Origin of the sequence: Mesorhizobium sp. 131-3-5, from assembly GCF_016756575.1 — a bacterium.
Taxonomy (GTDB): Bacteria; Pseudomonadota; Alphaproteobacteria; order Rhizobiales; family Rhizobiaceae; genus Mesorhizobium; species Mesorhizobium jarvisii.
The window spans coordinates 4,446,371-4,466,542 of sequence record NZ_AP023254.1; the positions used below are offsets into that span (position 1 = coordinate 4,446,371).

The 20,172-nt window shown below is 62.1% G+C and carries 24 protein-coding genes and 1 tRNA gene; 13 read left to right on the forward strand and 12 right to left on the reverse strand.

What is annotated here, in order from left to right; all coding sequences use genetic code 11:
- Nucleotides 1-123 precede the first annotated feature (123 nt).
- The 6 genes from JG747_RS21585 to JG747_RS21610 all read right to left on the reverse strand — a co-directional run bounded on the left by JG747_RS21585 (nucleotide 124) and on the right by JG747_RS21610 (nucleotide 5,249).
- Nucleotides 124-531, reverse strand: coding sequence for a DUF930 domain-containing protein (locus JG747_RS21585; RefSeq protein ID WP_019858077.1), 408 nt, complete (start codon nucleotides 529-531; stop codon nucleotides 124-126).
- Nucleotides 532-587: 56 nt separating this feature from the next.
- Nucleotides 588-1,286 carry a DUF2161 domain-containing phosphodiesterase gene (locus tag JG747_RS21590; protein WP_064985446.1) on the reverse strand — a complete coding sequence of 233 codons (699 nt, stop codon included), beginning with the start codon at nucleotides 1,284-1,286 and terminating at the stop codon, nucleotides 588-590.
- Between the two features lie 63 nt (nucleotides 1,287-1,349).
- Nucleotides 1,350-2,156 (reverse strand): alpha/beta fold hydrolase, encoded by an 807-nt coding sequence (locus tag JG747_RS21595; RefSeq protein WP_202360015.1) that lies wholly within the window; start codon nucleotides 2,154-2,156, stop codon nucleotides 1,350-1,352.
- Nucleotides 2,157-2,299: 143 nt separating this feature from the next.
- Complete coding sequence (locus tag JG747_RS21600) at nucleotides 2,300-3,097, reverse strand: sterol desaturase family protein (RefSeq protein WP_244748188.1); 798 nt, start codon at nucleotides 3,095-3,097, stop codon at nucleotides 2,300-2,302.
- 413 nt (nucleotides 3,098-3,510) lie between these two features.
- Nucleotides 3,511-4,041, reverse strand: a complete 531-nt coding sequence (locus tag JG747_RS21605; RefSeq protein ID WP_244748189.1) for a hypothetical protein — start codon at nucleotides 4,039-4,041, stop codon at nucleotides 3,511-3,513.
- A 338-nt stretch (nucleotides 4,042-4,379) separates the two neighbouring features.
- On the reverse strand, nucleotides 4,380-5,249 hold the full coding sequence (locus JG747_RS21610; RefSeq protein ID WP_202360017.1) for a LysR family transcriptional regulator: 870 nt from the start codon (nucleotides 5,247-5,249) through the stop codon (nucleotides 4,380-4,382).
- A gap of 229 nt (nucleotides 5,250-5,478) precedes the next feature.
- Here JG747_RS21610 and JG747_RS21615 point away from each other — a divergent pair, with 229 nt between their 5' ends.
- Nucleotides 5,479-6,783: an MFS transporter gene (locus JG747_RS21615; protein WP_244748190.1), complete on the forward strand. Its 1,305-nt coding sequence runs from the start codon at nucleotides 5,479-5,481 to the stop codon at nucleotides 6,781-6,783.
- Nucleotides 6,784-6,829: 46 nt separating this feature from the next.
- On the forward strand, nucleotides 6,830-7,036 hold the full coding sequence (locus JG747_RS21620) for a hypothetical protein (protein ID WP_202362336.1): 207 nt from the start codon (nucleotides 6,830-6,832) through the stop codon (nucleotides 7,034-7,036).
- Between the two features lie 55 nt (nucleotides 7,037-7,091).
- On the opposite strand, the gene JG747_RS21625 is transcribed toward JG747_RS21620, so the two are convergent.
- The 4 genes from JG747_RS21625 to JG747_RS21635 all read right to left on the reverse strand — a co-directional run bounded on the left by JG747_RS21625 (nucleotide 7,092) and on the right by JG747_RS21635 (nucleotide 9,089).
- Nucleotides 7,092-7,559, reverse strand: coding sequence for a hypothetical protein (locus JG747_RS21625; protein WP_202360019.1), 468 nt, complete (start codon nucleotides 7,557-7,559; stop codon nucleotides 7,092-7,094).
- The gene (locus JG747_RS37115; protein ID WP_244748442.1) at nucleotides 7,556-7,783 is read right to left on the reverse strand and encodes a sunset domain-containing protein; all 228 of its coding nucleotides are present in this window, start codon (nucleotides 7,781-7,783) and stop codon (nucleotides 7,556-7,558) included. The genes JG747_RS21625 and JG747_RS37115 overlap by 4 nt, the downstream gene beginning before the upstream one ends.
- A 463-nt stretch (nucleotides 7,784-8,246) precedes the next feature.
- Nucleotides 8,247-8,540, reverse strand: coding sequence for a helix-turn-helix domain-containing protein (locus JG747_RS21630; RefSeq protein WP_064985437.1), 294 nt, complete (start codon nucleotides 8,538-8,540; stop codon nucleotides 8,247-8,249).
- 300 nt (nucleotides 8,541-8,840) lie between these two features.
- The gene (locus JG747_RS21635; protein WP_141700936.1) at nucleotides 8,841-9,089 is read right to left on the reverse strand and encodes a hypothetical protein; all 249 of its coding nucleotides are present in this window, start codon (nucleotides 9,087-9,089) and stop codon (nucleotides 8,841-8,843) included.
- Nucleotides 9,090-9,275: 186 nt separating this feature from the next.
- Here JG747_RS21635 and JG747_RS21640 point away from each other — a divergent pair, with 186 nt between their 5' ends.
- Entirely contained in the window at nucleotides 9,276-9,785 is a 510-nt protein-coding gene (locus JG747_RS21640; protein WP_202360020.1) for a hypothetical protein, read from the forward strand.
- 76 nt (nucleotides 9,786-9,861) lie between these two features.
- Here JG747_RS21640 and JG747_RS21645 read toward each other — a convergent pair whose 3' ends face one another.
- The gene (locus tag JG747_RS21645; RefSeq protein ID WP_236952062.1) at nucleotides 9,862-10,098 is read right to left on the reverse strand and encodes a hypothetical protein; all 237 of its coding nucleotides are present in this window, start codon (nucleotides 10,096-10,098) and stop codon (nucleotides 9,862-9,864) included.
- A gap of 71 nt (nucleotides 10,099-10,169) precedes the next feature.
- Between JG747_RS21645 and JG747_RS21650 the strand changes: the two genes are divergently transcribed.
- The 3 genes from JG747_RS21650 to JG747_RS37865 all read left to right on the forward strand — a co-directional run bounded on the left by JG747_RS21650 (nucleotide 10,170) and on the right by JG747_RS37865 (nucleotide 12,216).
- The gene (locus tag JG747_RS21650) at nucleotides 10,170-11,033 is read left to right on the forward strand and encodes an ATP-dependent DNA ligase (protein WP_202360021.1); all 864 of its coding nucleotides are present in this window, start codon (nucleotides 10,170-10,172) and stop codon (nucleotides 11,031-11,033) included.
- An 86-nt stretch (nucleotides 11,034-11,119) separates the two neighbouring features.
- On the forward strand, nucleotides 11,120-11,575 hold the full coding sequence (locus tag JG747_RS21655; protein WP_064982390.1) for a YidB family protein: 456 nt from the start codon (nucleotides 11,120-11,122) through the stop codon (nucleotides 11,573-11,575).
- 329 nt (nucleotides 11,576-11,904) lie between these two features.
- Entirely contained in the window at nucleotides 11,905-12,216 is a 312-nt protein-coding gene (locus JG747_RS37865) for a hypothetical protein (RefSeq protein ID WP_446720619.1), read from the forward strand.
- A gap of 17 nt (nucleotides 12,217-12,233) precedes the next feature.
- On the opposite strand, the gene JG747_RS21665 is transcribed toward JG747_RS37865, so the two are convergent.
- Nucleotides 12,234-12,323: transfer RNA gene (locus tag JG747_RS21665), tRNA-Ser, on the reverse strand.
- A gap of 276 nt (nucleotides 12,324-12,599) precedes the next feature.
- Here JG747_RS21665 and JG747_RS21670 point away from each other — a divergent pair.
- From JG747_RS21670 to JG747_RS21700, 7 genes are all read left to right on the forward strand, one after another.
- On the forward strand, nucleotides 12,600-13,823 hold the full coding sequence (locus JG747_RS21670; RefSeq protein WP_202360022.1) for a septal ring lytic transglycosylase RlpA family protein: 1,224 nt from the start codon (nucleotides 12,600-12,602) through the stop codon (nucleotides 13,821-13,823).
- Nucleotides 13,824-13,906: 83 nt separating this feature from the next.
- On the forward strand, nucleotides 13,907-15,073 hold the full coding sequence (locus tag JG747_RS21675; RefSeq protein WP_019858059.1) for a D-alanyl-D-alanine carboxypeptidase family protein: 1,167 nt from the start codon (nucleotides 13,907-13,909) through the stop codon (nucleotides 15,071-15,073).
- Between the two features lie 76 nt (nucleotides 15,074-15,149).
- Nucleotides 15,150-15,824 carry a dTMP kinase gene (gene tmk / locus JG747_RS21680; protein WP_019858058.1) on the forward strand — a complete coding sequence of 225 codons (675 nt, stop codon included), beginning with the start codon at nucleotides 15,150-15,152 and terminating at the stop codon, nucleotides 15,822-15,824.
- Nucleotides 15,821-16,876: a DNA polymerase III subunit delta' gene (locus JG747_RS21685; protein ID WP_202360023.1), complete on the forward strand. Its 1,056-nt coding sequence runs from the start codon at nucleotides 15,821-15,823 to the stop codon at nucleotides 16,874-16,876. The genes tmk and JG747_RS21685 overlap by 4 nt, the downstream gene beginning before the upstream one ends.
- 84 nt (nucleotides 16,877-16,960) lie before the next feature.
- Entirely contained in the window at nucleotides 16,961-18,514 is a 1,554-nt protein-coding gene (gene metG / locus JG747_RS21690; protein ID WP_202360024.1) for a methionine--tRNA ligase, read from the forward strand.
- Entirely contained in the window at nucleotides 18,514-19,308 is a 795-nt protein-coding gene (locus JG747_RS21695; RefSeq protein ID WP_019858055.1) for a TatD family hydrolase, read from the forward strand. Before metG ends, JG747_RS21695 begins: the two co-directional genes overlap by 1 nt.
- A 3-nt stretch (nucleotides 19,309-19,311) precedes the next feature.
- On the forward strand, nucleotides 19,312-20,130 hold the full coding sequence (locus JG747_RS21700) for an MBL fold metallo-hydrolase (RefSeq protein WP_202360025.1): 819 nt from the start codon (nucleotides 19,312-19,314) through the stop codon (nucleotides 20,128-20,130).
- The last annotated feature ends 42 nt before the right edge of the window (nucleotides 20,131-20,172 follow it).

The window sequence follows — 20,172 nt, forward strand, 5'->3', positions numbered from 1 at the left end:
GTCCGCTGGCGTCAAGACGCAGGGACAGACAACACTGGAAAACCACTTTCGTGGCAGGGGTATTACTGGGGATTTTCAGCGCTGCCGGCACGTGAGCCGAAGCCTACGCAAGCCCGCGAAAAACTAATCGTAGAGATTGTATTTCACCCAGTCGGCTTCCGGAATTTCGTCGCCGATCCGGTAGCGCAGCTGCAGGACTTCCATATGGTCGGGGCCGGTCTGGCATTTGAACTTCAGCCGGTACCACTGTCCCTTGCTGCGGAACGCCGCACCCGGACTCCTGATCGCATCGGCGCTCATCTCGGGCGTCGCGAAGGCGTAGGCGACGACCCGGTCGGCCTTGAACTTGCGGTCATCGTGGGTGATCCGGTCCAGGACTTCAGCATCGCAGCGCTGTTCGAGGCGTGTTTGCGGATCAAGTTTCATCAGCCCGGCACGCAATGCATTGTCCATAGCGCTGGCCGGGAAAGCCAGCGTCAGGGACGCAATGGCCATCATGCAGAGTGTCTTCATGGGCGGGACTAGCAGCATGTTTTGTCTGAAAAATCAACCAAGCGGGGCGCGCCATAGCTGGCAAGCCCCGGCATTCAGGCGGTCGACGCAATCAAAATCTCGTGTCGGACATCATCATGCGGTGTCTGCGGCCAACGGACAAGCGAGGCGCGGCCAGCATCGGTGAGATCGTAGAGGCCGCGGTCGACGCGGGCGAACCAGCCATAGACATTGTGCTGCAGGATTTTCGGCGCGATCGGCGTCAAGGCCTTCAGATCGCGCGGTCGTTTGGGTCCGTCCGCCATCGCGGCCGCACAGGTGAGGGCACTTTGGCGGTAGGCGGTCATGATCGGATTGCGCGATCCTCCACCGGCGACAGGATCACCGCGGCGACGCTGGTGCTCGTCGACAAGGCGGGATCGCCGCCGCGCATTCCTGCGCGGCTCCGGCGCGGCGGGACTGACAAGCACCTCGACCTTGTCGTTGGCTGTCACGCCAAGCACACCGAAGCCAAGCCGGCGGCAGAGATTGCGGAACCGGGCGTCGCTTTCGCGTCCCTTGCCGCGCGCCGACATGCGCGCCGCCAGCCAGACTTCGTCGCAAGCGGCCGCGCGGTCGACGCCCTGCAGCACCAATTCCAGATTGAATTGCAGTTTCAATTCGCAGATGACTACCACCGGCGGTTCGCCCTCGCGCAGCGCGACGATGTCGCAACCGCCGATCTCGCCCTTCACGACAAAGTCGAGACTTTCGAGGAACCGCTTCACCGGCGCATAAAGTGAGGTCTCGTTCATGCTTCAAGGCTTAGCCGATTCGACGTGAAAAAGCCTTCCGGCTCCTAGGGGCGCGCCCGACGTTCAAGAATGAATGTTTTCGAGGAAGGCCAGCAGCACGCTGTTGAACTGCCCGGGCCGTTGCAGCGGCGCGAAATGGCTGACACCGGGCAGGATGATCAATTCCGATGCCGGGATGCTGCGGGCGAGATAGCTCGCGTGCTCGTGTCTGATGAACTCGTCATGCTCGCTGTGAACGGTCGCCACGGGCACGCGCGTCCGCGCCAGGTCGGCGGCGGTATAGTTGGGTTCGGTCTTCATCATCAGGCCGACGGCTTTGACGAATGCGTCGAACTGGTCCGGCGTCGCCGACAATTCGGCATAGTCCTTGGCGTGCCGGGCAAAACAGCGATCGATGACCGGACTGGGCTCGAATTCTCTGGTGCCGCTCGGATCCATGTTGCAGCCGAAGAAGAACACGCCGGTGACGCGGTCGGCGGCCTTCATGCCAAGGATCAGGGCGACGCAGGCGCCATCGCTCCAACCCACCACAGCAGCCTTCTTCAAGCGCAGCGCGTCCATCACCGCCAGGACATCGGAAGCCATCAGTTCATATTTGTACGGCCGTTCGTCGCGGCTGCTGCGCCCGTGGCCGCGACTGTCGATCACCACGACCTGGTAGCCGGCCTTGACCAGCGCGGGGACCTGAAATCCCCAATTGCCGCTGTGGCCGAGGCCGCCATGCAGCAGGATCACCGGAAGGCCGGTGCCAAACGTGGCGTACCAGATTTCTGCGCCCTCATGTTCCACCCGGCCTTCATCCCTTGCGGCCGGCAGGGGCGTCGCGCCGTGCGCTTCGAATTTCCTGAGATCGTCGTCGTGATGGTCCATGCCGGGAATGCCTCGAGGCGAATGCGCAGGACCCACAATTATTGCCGGTATCAGCCGAAACCAACCCGCGACGGAACGTCTGCTGCCACCTGGCGACACCGCCAGTTTCGAGCGGCACAAGTCCTGCGTGTCGGTGTCAGCCGTCAGGCTTCGGTGCTCGGCACTGGTCGGTTCGATCGCTTCTCGCCCAGCAGGAGCGGATAGCTGACCTGCCCGAAATAGCTGGAGGGGATCGGATCATCGACGCCATATTTTTCCGGCACCTTGTCGCCGGTGGGATTGTAGGTGCCGAACACCATGTCGAGGACAGGCAATTGCCCGGCGAAGTTCTTGTCATAGGCCTCGCGCTGGTTGGCATGGTGCCAGCGATGGAACTGCGGGCTAGCGATCAACCACTTCAAGGGGCCGAACGGTATCCGCACATTCGAATGAACGAGCAGCGTGTGCCAGAAGTAGATGACCGAAAAGATGGCGATCGAGGCTTCGGAGAAGCCGAGGAAAAAGATCGGCGTCAGCGACAATGCCTTTGTGAGGATGGCGTCGACCGGGTGGGAGTGGAATGCGCCGAGCCAGTCCAGTTCCTCGATGCCGTGGTGCACCGCATGGAATTTCCAAAGTGCCGGGATCGTGTGGAATGCCCGGTGTGCCCAGTAGACGCCGATATCCGTGATCAGGATGATTTCGGGAACCTGCAGCCAGACGGGCTGGCCGCCGACGGCCTGCGTGATCGATTGCGGAACGAGGATCGCAGCGGCTTCGAGTGTGTTGGCCGCGATCAGAACGATGACCGTTTTTACGATAAGCCCATTGAACAGCACATAGATCAGATCGACACCCAGGCCCTTGCGCAGGACCTTCTGGGGCCGCTCGGCAAACAGATGTTCGAACGGAATGAAGATCAGTGCGCAGATCAACAGCCCCTTGATGCCAAATATGTCCATTCGCCCGCCTCTATTGCCGTCTTTAGCCAGAACGCTCGCGCCTCGGCTTCCGGGAGAGAACCACATTTCTCCTTTCCAAAGGCTTGATGCCGGTGTCCGAGCCATAGGCATGGCCGAGCCATGGGATCGGGGCGAGAGTGTCACATCGGTGTCGTAACCGGGCGATATGTGGACAAGGCGCGGTCGACGAACGGCAGCGCGTGCCGCGCGTCCTCCCAGGACTAACCCCTCCGGTTCCCTGCCGGCGGGGTTTTCTATTTCCATCTTGGCAGTCGCGAATTGTCCTTGTTATCGTGTGGCCTACGGTCAGCACAGGACACCCCGCCATGCACGTTATGGCCGAGAGCTTGACCAACCAGACTTCCGTCCTTGAGGTGACCTGCCGCCGAAAAGGCGGCGGCTTCCGATCTGGACTATTTCACTGGAATCATCAGGTGCGCATAGGGCGTGTCGGGAAACATGACATATGGCTGTGTCTGATCCGGATCGTGGGGATACAACGCCATTATGGTCGGGGCGTTCATGACCATTACGTGGGGGCCATCGTGTACCCATTTGCCGTCTGCAGGCGGCCTAGGGGCATAGGGATCGGCATTGCTCGCCGCATCGCCCCCCTTCAGCATGTAGGCGAAAGCGACCTTGCCTTCGGGCGGCGCGCTCTTGGACATGATCGCGTGCATCCACGCCATCCCGTTCTCATCTGTGCACATGGGATCGTCTGTGGGAGTGCCGGGGTCGTCAGGGATGCAAGTGAAGCCGTTCGTGCCCTTTCTGAGCGTCTTCATCTCCCAGTTCACGACAGCGGCATTCTTGCCGACTGCCTCAGGTGCTGCCGAAATCGCATTCTCAATCAGCTGCTCATCGGTTTTGTCGGCTGCCACGGCGGCAGATACCCAAGCGACGGCAATAGATGCCAAAAACACACGGCTTGAATGGATGCGCATTGCTTACTCCCCTCGCGAGCGTCAGGGTGATCTGCGCGTCACAACGGTCAGCTCCCGCTCTTTGGAGTTGGCTGCTGCCCCATGCCTAGTGCGCGCCAATGAAGACTCTACTCCTATTCATGCGCGAAACCTAATATGGCAACGCAAATGCATTTGCGGGTAAGCTGATGGAGGAGATATCCTTGAGCTATTCCGCCATCGCTGACCGTTGCGATCCGCTTGAACCAGCCGTCATCCTCGACGTCTTGTCCAAGGTATTGGCCGCGCCCGATGCGGCAATCGGCAAGGTTCGGCGGACATTGCGTGCCACGGACCTTCAGCTCATTCACTTCCAATCATCACGCGGCCGGATCGAACGCCCCGACCAGTTCGCGGATCAGCGCCTGGATCCGCGCGGTCTTGTAGAGATCGGCATGGGCAACGAGCCAGACGTCGAAATCGGCCGAGCGCTCGGCCATGATCCGCACCAGCTCCGGCTCGGCGTCGGCGCGGTAGCAGGGCAGTTCGGCAACACCGATGCCGGCTGCCGTTGCCTCGACAAGGGTGACGGATGATGATGTGCGGAACACCACCTTGCCGGCGCCGGCCGGCTCTCCGCAGAGGACCGAAGGCTTCGTCGGCACCACCGGCTGCTGGTAGACGACGAGATCGTGGCCAGCAAACCCGTCGCCGGGGGCTGGCGTGCCACGGGCCGCGAGATAGGCACGGGAGGCATAGATTCCGGTTTTGAGCGTGGCGAGGCGGCGCACGATCAGATCGGGCGCGTCGGGCCGGATGGTGCGGATGGCGATGTCGGCCTCACGCCGGGTCAGGCTGGCGACGTCCTGCGAGGCCAGGCAGATGACCTCGATGCCGGGATGTTCGGCACGCATGCGGGCGATGGCCGGAATGACGAACCGCTTGCCGAGCGAGTCGGTCGTGGCTACCCGCACCGTGCCGATCAGCCGCTCGTCGATGCCCATTACCCGTCGCTCCATCTGCGCGACGGACCGCTCGATCACTTCGGCCGGTTCGACCAGCGCTTCGCCGGCCGGCGTCAGCACATAAAGGGACGGCGTGCGCAGGAACAGCCGCGCGCCGAGTTCGTCCTCCAGCGCCGCCAGCCGGCGGCCGACCGTCGCCTGATCGACGCGCATCCGCCGCGCGGCGGCGCGCAGCGTTCCCGCCCGCGCAATCTCCAGGAAGAAGCGTGCATTGTCCCAGTTCATCGTGACCCTCCCGGCGACGCGAAGTGGATGATGCAAGTTTGCATCAGAGAAAGGCAGATATACTGCTTTATCGCATCAAATGCCTCCCTAGATTGGAACCTGCAGGAGGTGTCCGATGACAGGTTGCGAAACACTGGAAGACAGCCGCGCTGGTTCAGCCGGTACCGACGACGCAATCTCGGCGAGGCGGCGCAGGTTCACCTTGTGGCTCGTGGCCGGCGGCATGTTCATGGCGGTGCTCGACGCCACGATCGTCAACGTCGCACTGCCGGCAATGCGCGCCGATCTCGATGCGACGGTCGGCGACCTCGCCTGGATCGTCGATGCCTACACGCTGAGCATGGCGGCGCTCATCCTCGCCGGAGGCGTTCTCGCGGATCGCTGGGGCGCGAAGCGCGTCTATCTCGCCGGGTTGGCCCTGTTCGTCCTCGCTTCCGCCTTGTGTGGCACCGCCGGAGCGGTCGCGTGGCTTGTCGCGACCCGGTTGGCGCAGGGCGTCGGGGCCGCCTTGTTCCTGCCCGCTTCGCTGGCCGTCGTGCGGGAAACCTTCGACGATCCCGATGAACGAGCGCGCGCGATCGCGACATGGGCCGGCATCGCCTCGGTCGCGGCGGCGATCGGGCCCGTGCTCGGCGGGTTGCTGGTTGGCAGTTTTGGTTGGCGCAGCGTCTTCCTCGTCAACGTGCCGGCGGGCTTGCTGGCATTTGGCCTGACGATTTGGGTCGTGCGGCTGCGATCGACGCAGCCGACGAAGCGGTTCGACTGGGGCGGGCAACTCACCAGCATCGTCATGCTCGGCGCCCTCTGCTTCGCCGCGATCGAATTGCCGGAACGGGGAGGAGGGCCGTTTGCGATCCGGCTTGCGGCGGCCATCGCTGTCGGCGCCGCCCTAGGCTGGTTCCTAGTCGAGCGCCGCACTCGCGATCCGATGGTCCCGCTCGTGTGGTTCCGAAACCCGACCTTTCTCGCGGCCAACCTTGTCGGCTGCCTCGTCTATGTCGGCTATTTCGGCATGCTGTTCATCCTGAGCCTATATCTGCACGGCGACTATGGGCTCGACGCCAGGCGAACCGGGCTTGCACTGCTGCCCGTCGCGGCGAGCCTGTCGGTCGGCAATGTGATCGCGGGCAAGCTCCAGGCGAAAGTGTCGCCACAGCGCCTCATCGCGGGCAGCTTGATCTGTGCGGCCCTTTCCGCGCCCTTGGCGGCCGGGCTGCTGGTCGGCCATGCGTCCTGGCCGGCTATCGTGGGGACGCTTGCCATCTTCGGTGCGGGCACGTCCGCTTCCGTGCCCCCGGTGATCGCCACCGTGCTCGAGCAGGTTCCCGAGGCCGCGTCGGGCGTGGCATCCGGTCTCTTGAACGCGCTGCGCCAGACCGGGAGCCTGCTCGGCGTCGCCGCCGCGAGCGCCGCCTCGACGCTAACGCCAAACCTGCCCGCGGCTCTATGGATTGTCGCGGTGATGGCTGCAGTTGTCTACGCTTTCGCCGCAGGATCGGCGATCGGCTGGATCCGTGCGCCCGCAAGGCCGTGACCGGCCCGGGCTCATGCTGGCGGGCTTAGCTTTAAACCACTCCAGGGTGAAGTATTTGGCCGATATCGATAGTTGGCCGCTGCGGCTCGTCGTGAACGCCGCCTTTCAACAGAAGTCCCGCGCCGGCCAAGATAGCGAGGACGGCAGAGGCGGCCAGCGCAATGGCAACCCGAGGGCTCCTTGGCGGCGCTTTCACAGCCTGAATCAGGTCTTCGAACGTGGCTTCCATCAGCAGAAGCTAGACAGCCACTAGCCAACAAGCCGTTAACGCCCATTTACCGGCGCGGGCGTAGGTACGACGGCAGCCATCATTCGAGACCGCGAGCGACGCGAATAGGGTCAAACAGCGCGAGCAGCAAAGAGCCTATCGCGATCGCCAGAAGGAAATAGGCTAGCACCTCTAACGGCCTGTGCGTCCAGTGCATTGGAAGGGGCGGCGGAACCGTCCAGGAGGGCGGCGCTGAAAGCTTCGGAATTCGACGCTCTGCCTTCCTGGCTCGTTTCATATCAAGTCGCTGCTGAGCGAATTGCTGCCGGGTCTGTTCCGATGACGAAAGGAAATTGGCCCGCAGCCAGGCTTTGAATTTGCCGGCGTGGACCTGCACTCTGATGGCGGGAAAGCCTTGGCGGCGTTGCTCAACTTCAGACGCTTTGAAACTTTCCCACCACTCCTCCCAGGTCGGCGGCAGATCACCGACTTCCGAAAGCTTGAGGATGAGTGCGTAATCATGAGGAGTGTAGACCGGGGCGGCCGGCCATTGACTGGTGTCCGTCATCGCCGAGCCTTGCGCCAGCCGGCCGCGCGCGCCTCGTCCTCGGTGCAAAACCACCGCTCGCCATACTGGGGGCTTATCTTCGTCTCCCAGTAATGTTCCTGGCCGGGCATGTGGTAAATCCGCTCCCCGGTGTTGATAGAAATGTTGCCTTTGATGCTGCAGCCGCCGGCGAGCAGAGATGACGGATCGGGAACGTCTATGCTGCCAAGCCATTCGGCTGGTATGAAACTTAGCGACTGTATCAAGACTGCTGGGGCTCACTGTGAGAAAGGCGGCCAGCGGCGCATCACCAACGCAAACAGGTATTGTGGTCGCCACCAGCCGCGCCGACGCTTCCTTGCGTTCTGGCGCCATTGGTCAGCCTGCTCACGAACTATTTGATGCTGGACTTTGCCACGTCCAATTTCCCCCCAACTGGAGAATGCTTCCAATCGACGTGTGAGTCCATACATCAGACGCCGCTAAACTGTTGTCGGTGCCAATTGTGCTGCATTGACAGAAAACTCGCCGGGCGAGGAACCCCAATACCTCAAGCCCGGCGAAGTTTACTTCCTGATCCCCGATCAGGACCGGTGGGAGGAGCACCGGCAATCTCTGCAATGCAAAACGGGTGCCAACATTTTTCGTCCCGAAACGAGACAGTCTAAAGCTAGCCATTGGTGGGCGGCCAGGCTGCTCTAGTTGCCACTACGCCTTTCTCTGCCGGCCGCGCCACATTCTATTGTCGGTGACGAGACCGCTGTCACCTTCAGGGCGGGCTAGCGATGAAGAGCCTTCCGAGGTGAAGACAATTCCGGCGTCCTCAAATGCTTTGCGAATGGCCGTGATGTTGTGGGGACGGGGTTTCCTAGTGCCGTTCTCAAGAACGGCGATCGTCATCTCGCTAAGATTGGCTTTTGCGGCGAGGCGCACTCGCGACCAGTTCAGTAGGGCTCGCGCTGCCCTTGCTTGATCTGCTGTGAGGAGGTGTCGGCTGTCCATAGGCACGGAACATTCAACACGGCTAAAATGTTCCCCTGACTCGCCCTTATGTCGCCGAGCAATGTCGTGCCGCTGGGCGACCCGGCGCCGGCCGACACTCGGGCAATTCCACGCTGCCACCTATCCGTCGACCAGAAGCTCGCCGTCGGCCGCTGGCTGCTCAAGGTCAAGGCACAGTTGCCGCATGGCCATTTCGGGCCGTGGGTAGAGAAGCAGCCGGGCTTGAGCCGCGGCATGGCCCTACGTACGGTGCATGGTGCTGGCACGGGCCTATCAGACGCAGCAGGCCGTCAAGGCCAGTCAGTTTTTGTTCGGGTCGCTGGCAGAGTGCAATTTGGCACGGATAGCCTCAAGCTCGGCCTGTCTCTTCTTGCGTTTAGCGTCCCTTGCCTTTTGTTCGGGAGTGGCGGTTCCGGCTGCTATTGCTGCTTCGTCGGCGGCTTGTCGGAGTTGCTTCTTGAAGCCCTTCCCCTTGGCCATCGCCGGCTGCGCGAAGGCCATGGCGCTTACGATCAAGACGGTCAGAGTCGTCAATAATGCCTTTCTCATACGCACCTCCTCCATCGCCCACATTGTATCGCAGGGTGGGGGTCGGCGCGACTGCTATTGGGCGCACAGGCAAGCGCATGAGCGAGCCGGACGTTTCGGCGGCGTAAGGAGAGCGGGCAGAGGGAAACGCGCGCTGGCGCGGCGCGGCTAGCCGGTCTAAGTTCGGTCTTTTGGGGGAGCCGGGCAATGAAACGGGCCATTGCTTTCTGCCTGTTGATCGTCACCTGCTTCGCGGGAACAGCCAAGGCTACCGTCATTCTCGAGAACTGGACACCTGAACTTGAAGGGCTTGTCAGGGGCATCACGGGCCAGATCGAGGAAATGCCGTTCATCAGAGCATGGGCTTACGCGGAAGCGATTGACCGATATTGCTTCCCTACAAAGTCGTACGCCAATGTTGTCGGCGTCACGTTGAAGGAGACCGCTCGCCATCAGGATAGTTTTAGCCCGGGAATGCTAGCAAGCGCTGAACGTGATGCGGCAGATCATCTGCGAGGCGAGTATCTGGCTTGCGCCCCCGCGATGAAGTTCGTTGAGGAAACGGTCGCTCGAATGCCCGAGCTTGTTGAGAAGCTCAACGTACTGCAGATGCAAATCAACGACGTCAAGGCCAAGATCGCTACGGCTTGCGCAATAAGAGCTCGGGAAGGATCCCCACCCCTTAAGATATGCATCGGCGGCTACTTGCCCGATTGATGCGGCCCGCAGCAAGCCGCGCTTACGCTTAGAGCGGCGGCCAGCCGAAACGCGCGCTGGTGGGCTTCCTGGCCTGCTATTTGATGCTGGGGGAAGGCGGTTTCATCATCACGCGCAACTGCATCTTTTCGATAGTAGCGACGATGGCAGCCGCCAGCGCTTCCGCCTCATGAATTAACTCCGGCCCATAGAGGCCGTTCACCGCTTCCTCGCTCGGCAGCACGCCGGCGGGCAGTGTTCCTCGATCGTGCGCCGGATAAGCGTCAGGGCTGCCCGGCATTCGTCGGCTTCGATCTTCATCACGTTCAAACATGCAATTCGTCTAAAATGTTCCGGAACTATTTTAGCGCAGGCTAATTGAATAGCGGTTTGTGAGTCCTGTGCATGCGTTTGAGGTTCATCGCTCCCTTGATGCCGGCCCTTGTCGAGCAGCCTCCAGAAGGCGACGGCTGGATTCACGAGGTGAAGTTCGACGGCTACCGCTCGCAACTGATCATCGATGAGGACAGCACCAGGATCTACACGCGTAACGGTCACGACTGGACGGCCAAATATCGCGACCTGGTGAAAGAGGCGGCGAACATCGGCGCCGACAATGCGATCGTTGACGGTGAGATCATCGTTTTGAACGAGGCCGGCCTGTCCGACTTCGGCGAGCTGCGAAAGGCGATCACCAGGCGGCAACACGACCTGTATTTCGTGGCCTTCGACCTTCTGCACCTCAACGGCCACGACCTTCGCGAAATGGCGCTGGAGGAGCGCCGCGAGATCCTGGCCAGCATGATCGAGCCCGGCGGGCGTATTCAGTTCAGCGAGCCATTGCCGGGCGAAGCGAAGGCCATCTTCCATCTGCTCGACCAGGCTGGGCTTGAGGGCATGGTTTCGAAGCGCAAGGATAGCAAATACCGCAGCGGTCCGTCGACGAGCTGGTTGAAGGCGAAATGCTACTCTGTCGACGAATACGAGCTGATTGGCGTCGAGCGTGAAGCCGGCAAGCCGGCCTTTGCCCTGATGGCCGATCGCAAAACCGGCCGCTATGTCGGTTCGGCCTTCATCAACTCCAGCCAGGCTATCCGCGAGCGGCTGTGGAAGCGTGTCCAGGAGCATGCTGGGCCTGCGCCCCAGGGGATGAAGCGACCGGCGACGCAATGGGTCAAGCCTGGCATCATTGGCCGTGTGAAGCACTTGCGCGGCGAAGAGGATCTGCGGCACGGTTCGCTGCAGGATTTCCGGCTGGAGAGGGACTGAACGCATTGGAAGCTCTACTCGACCCGAACAGGTGGAACCTTTGCCAGCACGAAACCTTCTCCTTGTGACCCTAGGGAGGAAAACCAATGGCAAATCTTGGAAGAATGGCTGTCGCCATGCTCGGCATTCTGGCCTATCAAAATCGCGACAAGATCGGAGACTTGATCCGCGGTGCGAGAAATACCGATCCGAACAATCCTCAAGGCGGGCTCTTGGATCAGGTATCCAAGAGTGTCTCGGGGACGGCGTTGGGGGACATCCTCGACCGCTTCAGGAATGCGGGAGCAGGGTCGAAGGTGGATTCGTGGGTCAGTCCCGGCCCGAACCAGCCGATCGACCCGAAGGATGTCGAAACAGCGATAGACGAGGAGACTCTCACGTCGCTTTCCATGCAAACTGGCCTGTCGCGCGATGAACTGATTGCCAGGATCACGAAAGACTTGCCGGAGGCGGTCGACAAGCTGACTCCAAATGGCGAACTGCCATCACCCACTGATGAGATTACACTCCTCGATCAGGTGCCGCCACGCACAGGGACCTAACCTGATCCTGCGACGGAACATTATCTGCGAGGCAACATTCAAAGGTCGGTCAGCCAACGGAGGCTTTCCATGACCCGAAGACGAGTGGACAAGGAACGATTCGAGCGCGCCGATCGTGAGGCTAAAATTGCGATTGAGGCGGAGCGTCAAAGCCGGATTGTCAAGACGGCGCGGCTACGGGAAGAGCGGCTGTCCGTTGAGCAAGCGGTTGAGAAGCCTCCCCGGGGTCAAGCGTCGGCTAGCGGCCGCAAAGGTCCCTGAGACGACGAAGGCCGACCTCATCTTGGTCGACGAACTGACAGCTGATCGCCGACGCAAAGGCCCTTGGCATTAAGCGGAGCGAGATCGATGAAGAGGGCGAAAGCCTCTATCGGACGATCCTCGACGCGATTTTGCAGTCACCGGCAAGGAAGTCGAGTTCATCCGCTGGTTTGGAGGCGGATGGGCCTAGCGATCGCGTGCCTGTCCATTCCCGTACGGCTGGGGAGGATCTCCGAACCTGTCAAAGCCCTGACGTCTGGATCAGGTTGGCAACTCGCATACAAAGCCTAGTGGTGAATTCGCCATTGTTGGCGGCGAAATCCCAGAAGAAGGCTCCCAGGCAAAAAAGGAGAATGGAGAATCGCATTAGCGCATTCTAATAGTTATGCGAGAAATCTGGCGGAGGGAGTGGGATTCGAACCCACGGTGAACTTGCGCCCACGCCGGTTTTCAAGACCGGTGCCTTAAACCGCTCGGCCATCCCTCCAGTGACTGTCCATCACATTCGACTGCTCTAGTGTGCCCGGCAAAGGCCTGTCAACCGGCTTGCGTGTCCGCGCGTGTTCCTTCACCGACCCGCGCGACAGGGGCAATGCCACAATCTTGCCCGGTTCCGGCCACAATCGATTAATATCGTGATAAACAATTCCTGCGCACAAAGGATCGGGGTTCAGGGTGCCGTTGGTATTGTCGAGCGATTGCTTTGGCTGCTCTGCTGTTCAACGACGGCATCTTGATTGAGACTGTAGGGGATTTCAGGATAATGCAGGCTACGACGCATCAGCGTCTTCGTCGCTCTTCCACGCTCACGCTGCTTGCTGCGTCGGCTGCCTTGCTGGCGGCTTGCGCGTCGCAGCCTGAGCCGAAGGCGATGGTCAATCCCAAGCATCGCTCCAAGGAATATTTCGCCGAAACCGAATATGGCGTGAAGGCGAGCCCGCGCGTCAATTTCATGCGGCGCGGCGGCGGTCGTGACCAGCTCGGCAAGCCTTACCAGGTGCGCGGCAAGTGGTACTATCCCAAGGAAGACCGGCACTACGCCAAGGTCGGCCTGGCCTCCTGGTATGGCGACGCCTTCCATGGCCGGCTGACCGCCAATGGCGAAGTCTATGACACGGCGCAACTGACCGCCGCGCATCCGACCATGCCGCTGCCGAGTTACGCCCGCGTCACCAACCTCGAAACCGGCAGTTCGGTCATCGTGCGCGTCAACGACCGCGGACCGTATCATGAGGGCCGCATCATCGACGTCTCCGAGCGCGCGGCGCAGATGCTCGACTACGACAAGGTCGGCACCGCGAAGGTCAAGGTCGAATATGTCGGTCGTGCGCCGCTCGACGGCAATGACGACCAGTATCTGATGGCCTCCTACCATCCGGGCAACAGGATTCCGGATCCGTCGGACGGCCTGCCAACCGGCGTCATGGTGGCCATGAACGGACCGTCGCCAAGCCTGCCGGTGGGCGCGGCCGCCGTGCCGTTCCCCGGTCAGCTGACGGATTCCGGTCAGGCCGTGCAGCCGTCCCTGTCGGCGCAGGCACCGGCTTTCGGCGATCTGGCACTGCCCGATTTCGGACCGATCGTGCCGGAGCGTCCGGAGATCGGCCTGCCGCCGCAGTCGCCGTTCGCTGTGGCCTCGCTGTCCTACGCGGATGAACGCGTGCACCGCGCCGACGTCTTTGCCGCGCTGGATGACAGCGGCATGTCGCCCGCCGATATCCTGCGGTCGTGGAAAAAATCCAATCCGCAGGCGTCACCGTCCAGTGCCGACTATGTCGCCGCCGGCACGTTCGACGACGCCACCGAAGCCAAGCGCGTGGCAACGGCACTTCAGCCCTTCGGCCGAACGGAAATCCAGCGTTCCGACCTCGACGGCAATGACTGGTACGCGGTCAATCTCTATCCGAACGGCCATGGCGGCCTGGACGAATTGCTGCAGGCGGCATGGTCGCACGGCGCACCCGATGCACTGGCTGTGCGCAACTGACCTATTTTGCCCGGGCGGTTGATCCGGCGGAAAAAACCCTGATAGCTTGGCTGTGCCAAAACCGGCAAACGGGTCGAGATTTCATGCAGTTGCGCGCCTTTCCGCCATTTGCCGGCTTTCTGGGACTGGCTTTGCTGCTGCTTTGCCTCGTACCAGCTCAAGCGCAGCTTTTCGAGACCAAGGCCACGCAGGCCTTCATGATCGATGCCGACACCGGTACGGTGCTGTTCTCGAAAGACGCCGACAAGCCGATCCCGCCGGCCTCGATGGCCAAGCTGATGACCATGGAGGTGGTTTTCAACGCCATCAAGTCCGGGCGCCTCAAGCTCGACGACACGTTCGTCGTCAGCGAAAACGCCTGGCGCAAGGGCGGCGCGCCATCGGGCACATCGACGATGTTTGCCAAGCTCAAATCGGCGATCCGGCTCGAGGATCTGATCCAGGGCGTGACCGTGCAGGCGGCCAATGACGGCTGCATCGTCATTGCCGAAGGCATGGCCGGATCCGAGGACAGTTTTGCCGCGCAAATGACCGAGCGTGCCCGCCAGATCGGGCTGAAGACATCGACCTTCGTCAATTCGACCGGCCTGCCGGCAGACGGCCAGCAGACGACGGTGCGCGAGCTGGCGCTGCTGGCGCTGCATTTGTGGCGCAATTATCCGGATTTCTATCGCTACTACGGGCTGAAGGATTTCACCTGGAACAAGATCTCGCAGAGGAACCGCAATCCGTTGCTGGCCATGGACATCGGGGCCGACGGTCTGGCTGTCGGCGCGAGCGAGGTCTCGGGCTTCGGTATTGTCGCTTCGGTCGGCCACAACGGCACGCGGGTGATCATGGCGATGAGCGGATTGGCCAACGACAAGGAGCGTGCCGAGGAGGCGCGCAAGCTGCTCGACTGGGGCGCGCGCTCCTTCGAGAAGACCGAGATCTTCGCCAAGGACGAGGTGGTCGGGGAGGCCCAGGTTTTTGGCGGTGCGAAATCCGGCGTGACGCTGAAGGCAAAAGGGCCGATCGACATCTTCCTGCCGATCACCAACCGCGACAAGCTGACGGCCAGGATCGTCTACACCGGGCCGGTTGCGGCACCCGTGGAGGAGGGGCAGCCGGTGGGTGCGCTGCGCGTCTGGATCGGCGACACGCTGAGCCAGGAGACACCGCTTTTCGCTGCCGAATCGATCGGCGTCGGCACATTGCCGCAGCGCGCGCTCGATGCCGTCAAGGAACTGGCGATCGGCTGGCTGCGATAGCACCGACGGCATGGACGTTTTCCCGAACCCGGACTATCTAGTGCGCAACAATCCACCTGGACAAAGGCCCTTTCGATTGGCGCGCGGATTTTTCATCACCTTCGAAGGCGGCGAGGGCGCAGGCAAGTCGACGCAGATCGAGCGGCTGGCGAGAAAGATGCGCGCCAAGAAGTATGATGTCTTGCTGACGCGCGAACCGGGCGGCTCGCCGGGCGCCGAAGCGGTGCGGCATGTGCTGCTTTCGGGTGCCGCCGAGCCATTCGGACCGAAGATGGAAGCGCTGCTCTTCGCCGCCGCGCGTTCCGACCATGTCGAACAGGTCATCCGGCCGGCGGTCGAGCGCGGCTCTATCGTGCTCTGCGACCGTTTCCTGGATTCCTCGCGCGTCTACCAGGGCGTCACCGGCGGGATCGACCCGGCGTTCATGGCCGCGCTGGAACAGGTCGCCATCAATGGCATGATGCCCGATATGACGCTGATCTTCGATATCGATCCGGCCGAGGGCCTCAGGCGCGCGACGCTGCGACGCGGCAGCGACGCCGACCCCGACCGCTTCGAAAAGGAGACGCTGGCCATTCATCAGGCCCGCCGCGCGGCCTTTCTGGCGATCGCCGCGGCAGAGCCGGAACGCTGCATCGTCGTTGACGCCTCCGCCGATCCCAATACGGTGGAGGATGTCGTCACCGCGGCCGTCTTCGCGGCGCTGGAGGCGAGGGCGCCCGCGCGCAACAGGCAGGCCGCACCGGTATGATCTTCGAACGCATCGCGCCGGAACAGCATGACACGCTGGACGGCGTGCCCGAACCGTCCGAAACGCCCCGTCTGGTCGGGCACAGGGGGGCGGTCGAGATGCTCGCCGCCGCCTATCGATCGGGAAAGCTGCCGCATGCGCTGATCTTCGCCGGGCCGGTCGGCATCGGCAAGGCGACGCTGGCCTTCCACCTGGCGCACCATCTCTTGAAGCACCCGGCCTTCGAGCAGGCGCCGGAACGCCTGGCCAGTCCTGATCCGGCCTCGCCGCTGTTTCGCCAGATCGCGACCGGGGCGCATCCGGGCGTGCTGCACCTGACCCGACCGATGAACGACAAAACCAAGAGCTTCAAGACGGTCGTCACCGTCGACGAGATCCGCAGGGTCAGTCGCTTCCTGTCGATGACCTCGCATGACGGCAGCTACCGGGTCGTCATCGTCGATCCGGCCGACGACATGAATGCCAATGCCGCCAATGCCTTGCTGAAGAATCTTGAGGAGCCGCCGGCGCGAACACTGTTCATTCTCATCGTCCATGCGCCGGGCAGCCTGCTGCCGACGATCCGCTCACGCTGCCAGGTGATACGCCTGACACCGCTCGACGCCGAGGAGTTGATGGCGGTGCTGGAAACCGCCGAGCCGCCGCCACCGGACGATCCGGCCGCGCGGGCGGCGCTCGTCGAGCGGGCAGGGGGCAGCGCCCGCAACGCGATCCTTTTGACGCAATATGGCGGGCTGGAGATCGCCGAGACGCTCGATGCGCTGGTGGCGAAGGGAAAGAGCGACATCGGCGGCGCCTATCGGCTCGCTGAAGCCGTCGCCGGCCGCGACCAGGCGATCCAGTTCGATATCTTCAACCGCCGGGCGCTCGACCTTTTATCGGATGCTGCAAGCCAGGCTGCGCTCGCCGGCGACCTCGCAAGGGCGAAAACATTGTCGGACACTTGGCACGAGGCGCTGGACGCTATATCTGAGACCGACACCTACAATCTCGACAAGAAGCAGCACGCCTTGACCATGATCGACCGCCTGAATTCTGCGATGCGAATGTGACGGTCTCCACCGGGATGGCAATCGCCATTCCGATGCGATATCCACCGCCACGGCTTCCATTCAGACATTCATGACGGTTCATTCATGTCACGCGACACATTCTACATCACGACCGCGATTTCCTATCCGAACGGCAAGCCGCATATCGGCCATGCCTACGAGTTGATCGCCACCGACGCGCTTGCGCGCTTCCAGCGCCTCGACGGCAAGCAGGTCTTCTTCCTCACCGGTACCGATGAGCACGGCATCAAGATGCTGCAGACGGCGAAGCGCGAAGGCGTTTCGGCGCGCGAGCTGGCCGATCGCAACTCGGCCGATTTCAAGCGCATGGCGACCGCGCTCAACGCCTCCAACGACGATTTCATCCGCACCACGGAAGAGCGGCACTATGCGTCCTCGCAGGCGATCTGGAAGGCGATGGACGCCAATGGCGACATCTACAAGGGCGGCTATGCCGGCTGGTACTCGGTGCGCGACGAAGCCTATTACGGCGAGGAGGAGACGGAGGTCCGTCCCGACAATGTCCGCTACGGGCCGCAGGGAACGCCGGTCGAATGGGTCGAGGAAGAGAGTTATTTCTTCCGCCTCTCGGCCTATCAGGACAAGCTCATCGCGCTTTATGAAAGCCAGCCCGACTTCATCGGCCCGGCCGAGCGCCGCAACGAGGTGATGAGTTTCGTCAAATCGGGACTCAGGGATTTGTCGATCTCGCGCACCACGTTCGACTGGGGTGTCCCGGTGCCGGGCGACGAGAAGCACGTCATGTATGTCTGGGTCGATGCGTTGACCAATTACATCACCGGTGTCGGTTATCCCGATGAAAACGATGATAAATGGCGCTTCTGGCCGGCCGATGCCCACATCATCGGCAAGGACATTGTGCGCTTCCATGCGGTTTACTGGCCGGCCTTCCTGATGTCGGCGGGCATCCCGCTGCCGAAGCGGGTTTTCGGCCACGGCTTCCTGTTCAACCGTGGCGAGAAGATGTCGAAATCGGTCGGCAACGTCATCGACCCGTTCACCATGATCGAGCATTACGGTCTCGACCAGGTGCGCTACTTCTTCCTGCGCGAGGTGCCGTTCGGCCAGGATGGCAGCTACAGCCATGAAGCGATCGTCAACCGCACCAACGCCGATCTTGCCAATGGCCTCGGCAATCTGGCGCAGCGGTCGCTGTCGATGATCGCCAAGAACTGCGGCGGCGTGGTGCCGAAGCGCGGCGATTTGACGGAAGCCGACAGCGCCATCCTGGATCAGGCGGTGACCGCTCTCGCCACCGCGCGCAAGGCCATGGCCGGGCAAGGCATTCATCTGGCACTGGCGGCGATCTTCGATGTGGTGGCGGAAGCCGATCGATACTTCGCTGGACAGGCACCATGGGCGCTGAAGAAAACCGATCCGGAACGCATGGAAACGGTGCTGTGGACCACCGCCGAAATCGTGCGTCGCGTCGCACTTCTGAGTCAGCCTTACATTCCAGGATCGGCAGCGAAGCTGCTTGACCTGCTGGCGGTGCCCGCGGACAAGCGTGATTTCGTACATGTGCACGCCGACCACGCGCTTGTGCCCGGCACGGCATTGCCCGTGCCGGAAGGCGTGTTTCCGCGTTACGTCGAACAGCCGGGCGCGAACGCCTGATGCTTGTCGACAGCCACTGCCATCTGGATTTTCCAGATTTCGCCGAGGAGCGGGCGGCCATTGTCGCCCGCGCCAAAGCGGCCGGAATTGGCCGCATGGTGACGATCTCGACCCGGGTGAAGCGGTTTCAGCAAATACTTGAAATCGCGGAAACTTTCGACGAAGTCTACTGCTCTGTCGGTACCCATCCGCACAATGCGGCAGAGGAGTTGGACGTGACGTCGGCGGAGCTGATCCGCCTGTCGGCACACCCAAAAGTGGTGGCAATCGGCGAAGCGGGGTTGGATTATTTCTACGACAAGGCGCCGCGCGATGCGCAGGCGCAGGGCTTTCGCAATCACATTGCCGCCGCTCGCCAGACCGGCCTGCCTCTCGTCATCCATTCGCGCGATGCCGATGACGACATGGCAGCCATTCTCGAGGACGAAACAGGAAAGGGCGCCTTCCCCTTCATCCTGCATTGTTTCTCCTCCGGACGCCGGCTGGCCGAGGTGGGCGTCTCGCTCGGCGGCTATGTGTCGTTCTCGGGCATCTTGACCTTCAAGAACTCGGCCGAACTGCGCGCTATCGCCGCCGATGTGCCGCATGACCGGCTGCTCGTCGAAACCGACGCACCCTATCTGGCGCCGATCCCGTTTCGCGGCAAGCGCAATGAGCCGGCCTATGTCGCGCACACCGCCAAGGTGCTGGCGGAGACGATTGGTGTCAGCGAAGCTGAAATCGCGGATCTGACGACGAACAATTTCTTCCGCCTGTTCGGCAAGATGCCGCGACCTGCCGAACTGAGCGCCTGAACGATGACCGACCGGCTGCGCCTCACCATTCTCGGCTGCGGCTCGTCGCCAGGTACGCCGCGCATCACCGGCGACTGGGGCAATTGCGACCCGAGCAATCCGAGGAACCGGCGCATGCGCACGGCAGCGCTGGTCGAACGGATTGCGGCCGACGGCGGCCGTACCACCGTGGTCATCGACACCGGGCCGGATTTCCGCGAACAGATGCTGCTTGCGTCGGTCAAACGCATCGACGCGGTCGTCTACACGCACCCACATGCCGACCATATCCACGGCATCGACGATCTGCGCGGCTATGTGCTCGAGCAGCGCCACCTGATCGACATCCATGCCGACCAGCCGACGATGCTGCGCTTGCGGCAGGCGTTCGGCTATTGCTTCGAGACGCCGCCGGGCAGTTCCTATCCGCCGATCGTGCGGGCGCATATTATCGACCACACAAAGCCTGTGATGATCGAAGGTGAGGGGGGTGCCCTCGCCCTCGAACCGCTGCCGCAAATTCATGGAGACATCATCTCGCTCGGCTTCCGCATCGGCGGCCTGGCCTATTGCCCTGATATCAGCGACTTTCCCGACGCCACGGCCGAGCGGCTGCGCGGCCTGGAAATGCTGGTCATCGACGCGCTGCAATACAATCCCCATCCCAGCCATCTGTCGCTAGGCCAAGCGCTCGGCTGGATCGAGAGGCTGACGCCGAGGAATGCCGTGCTGACCCACATGCACGTGCCGCTCGACTATGCTACGGTCAAGGGCGAAGTGCCGGCAAACGTCACCCCGGCCTATGACGGCATGGTGATCGAAATTCTATATGAATCAGCGTGATACGAACGGGCTCTCATGAAGGTGTTCTGCTCTTTGGGGCGA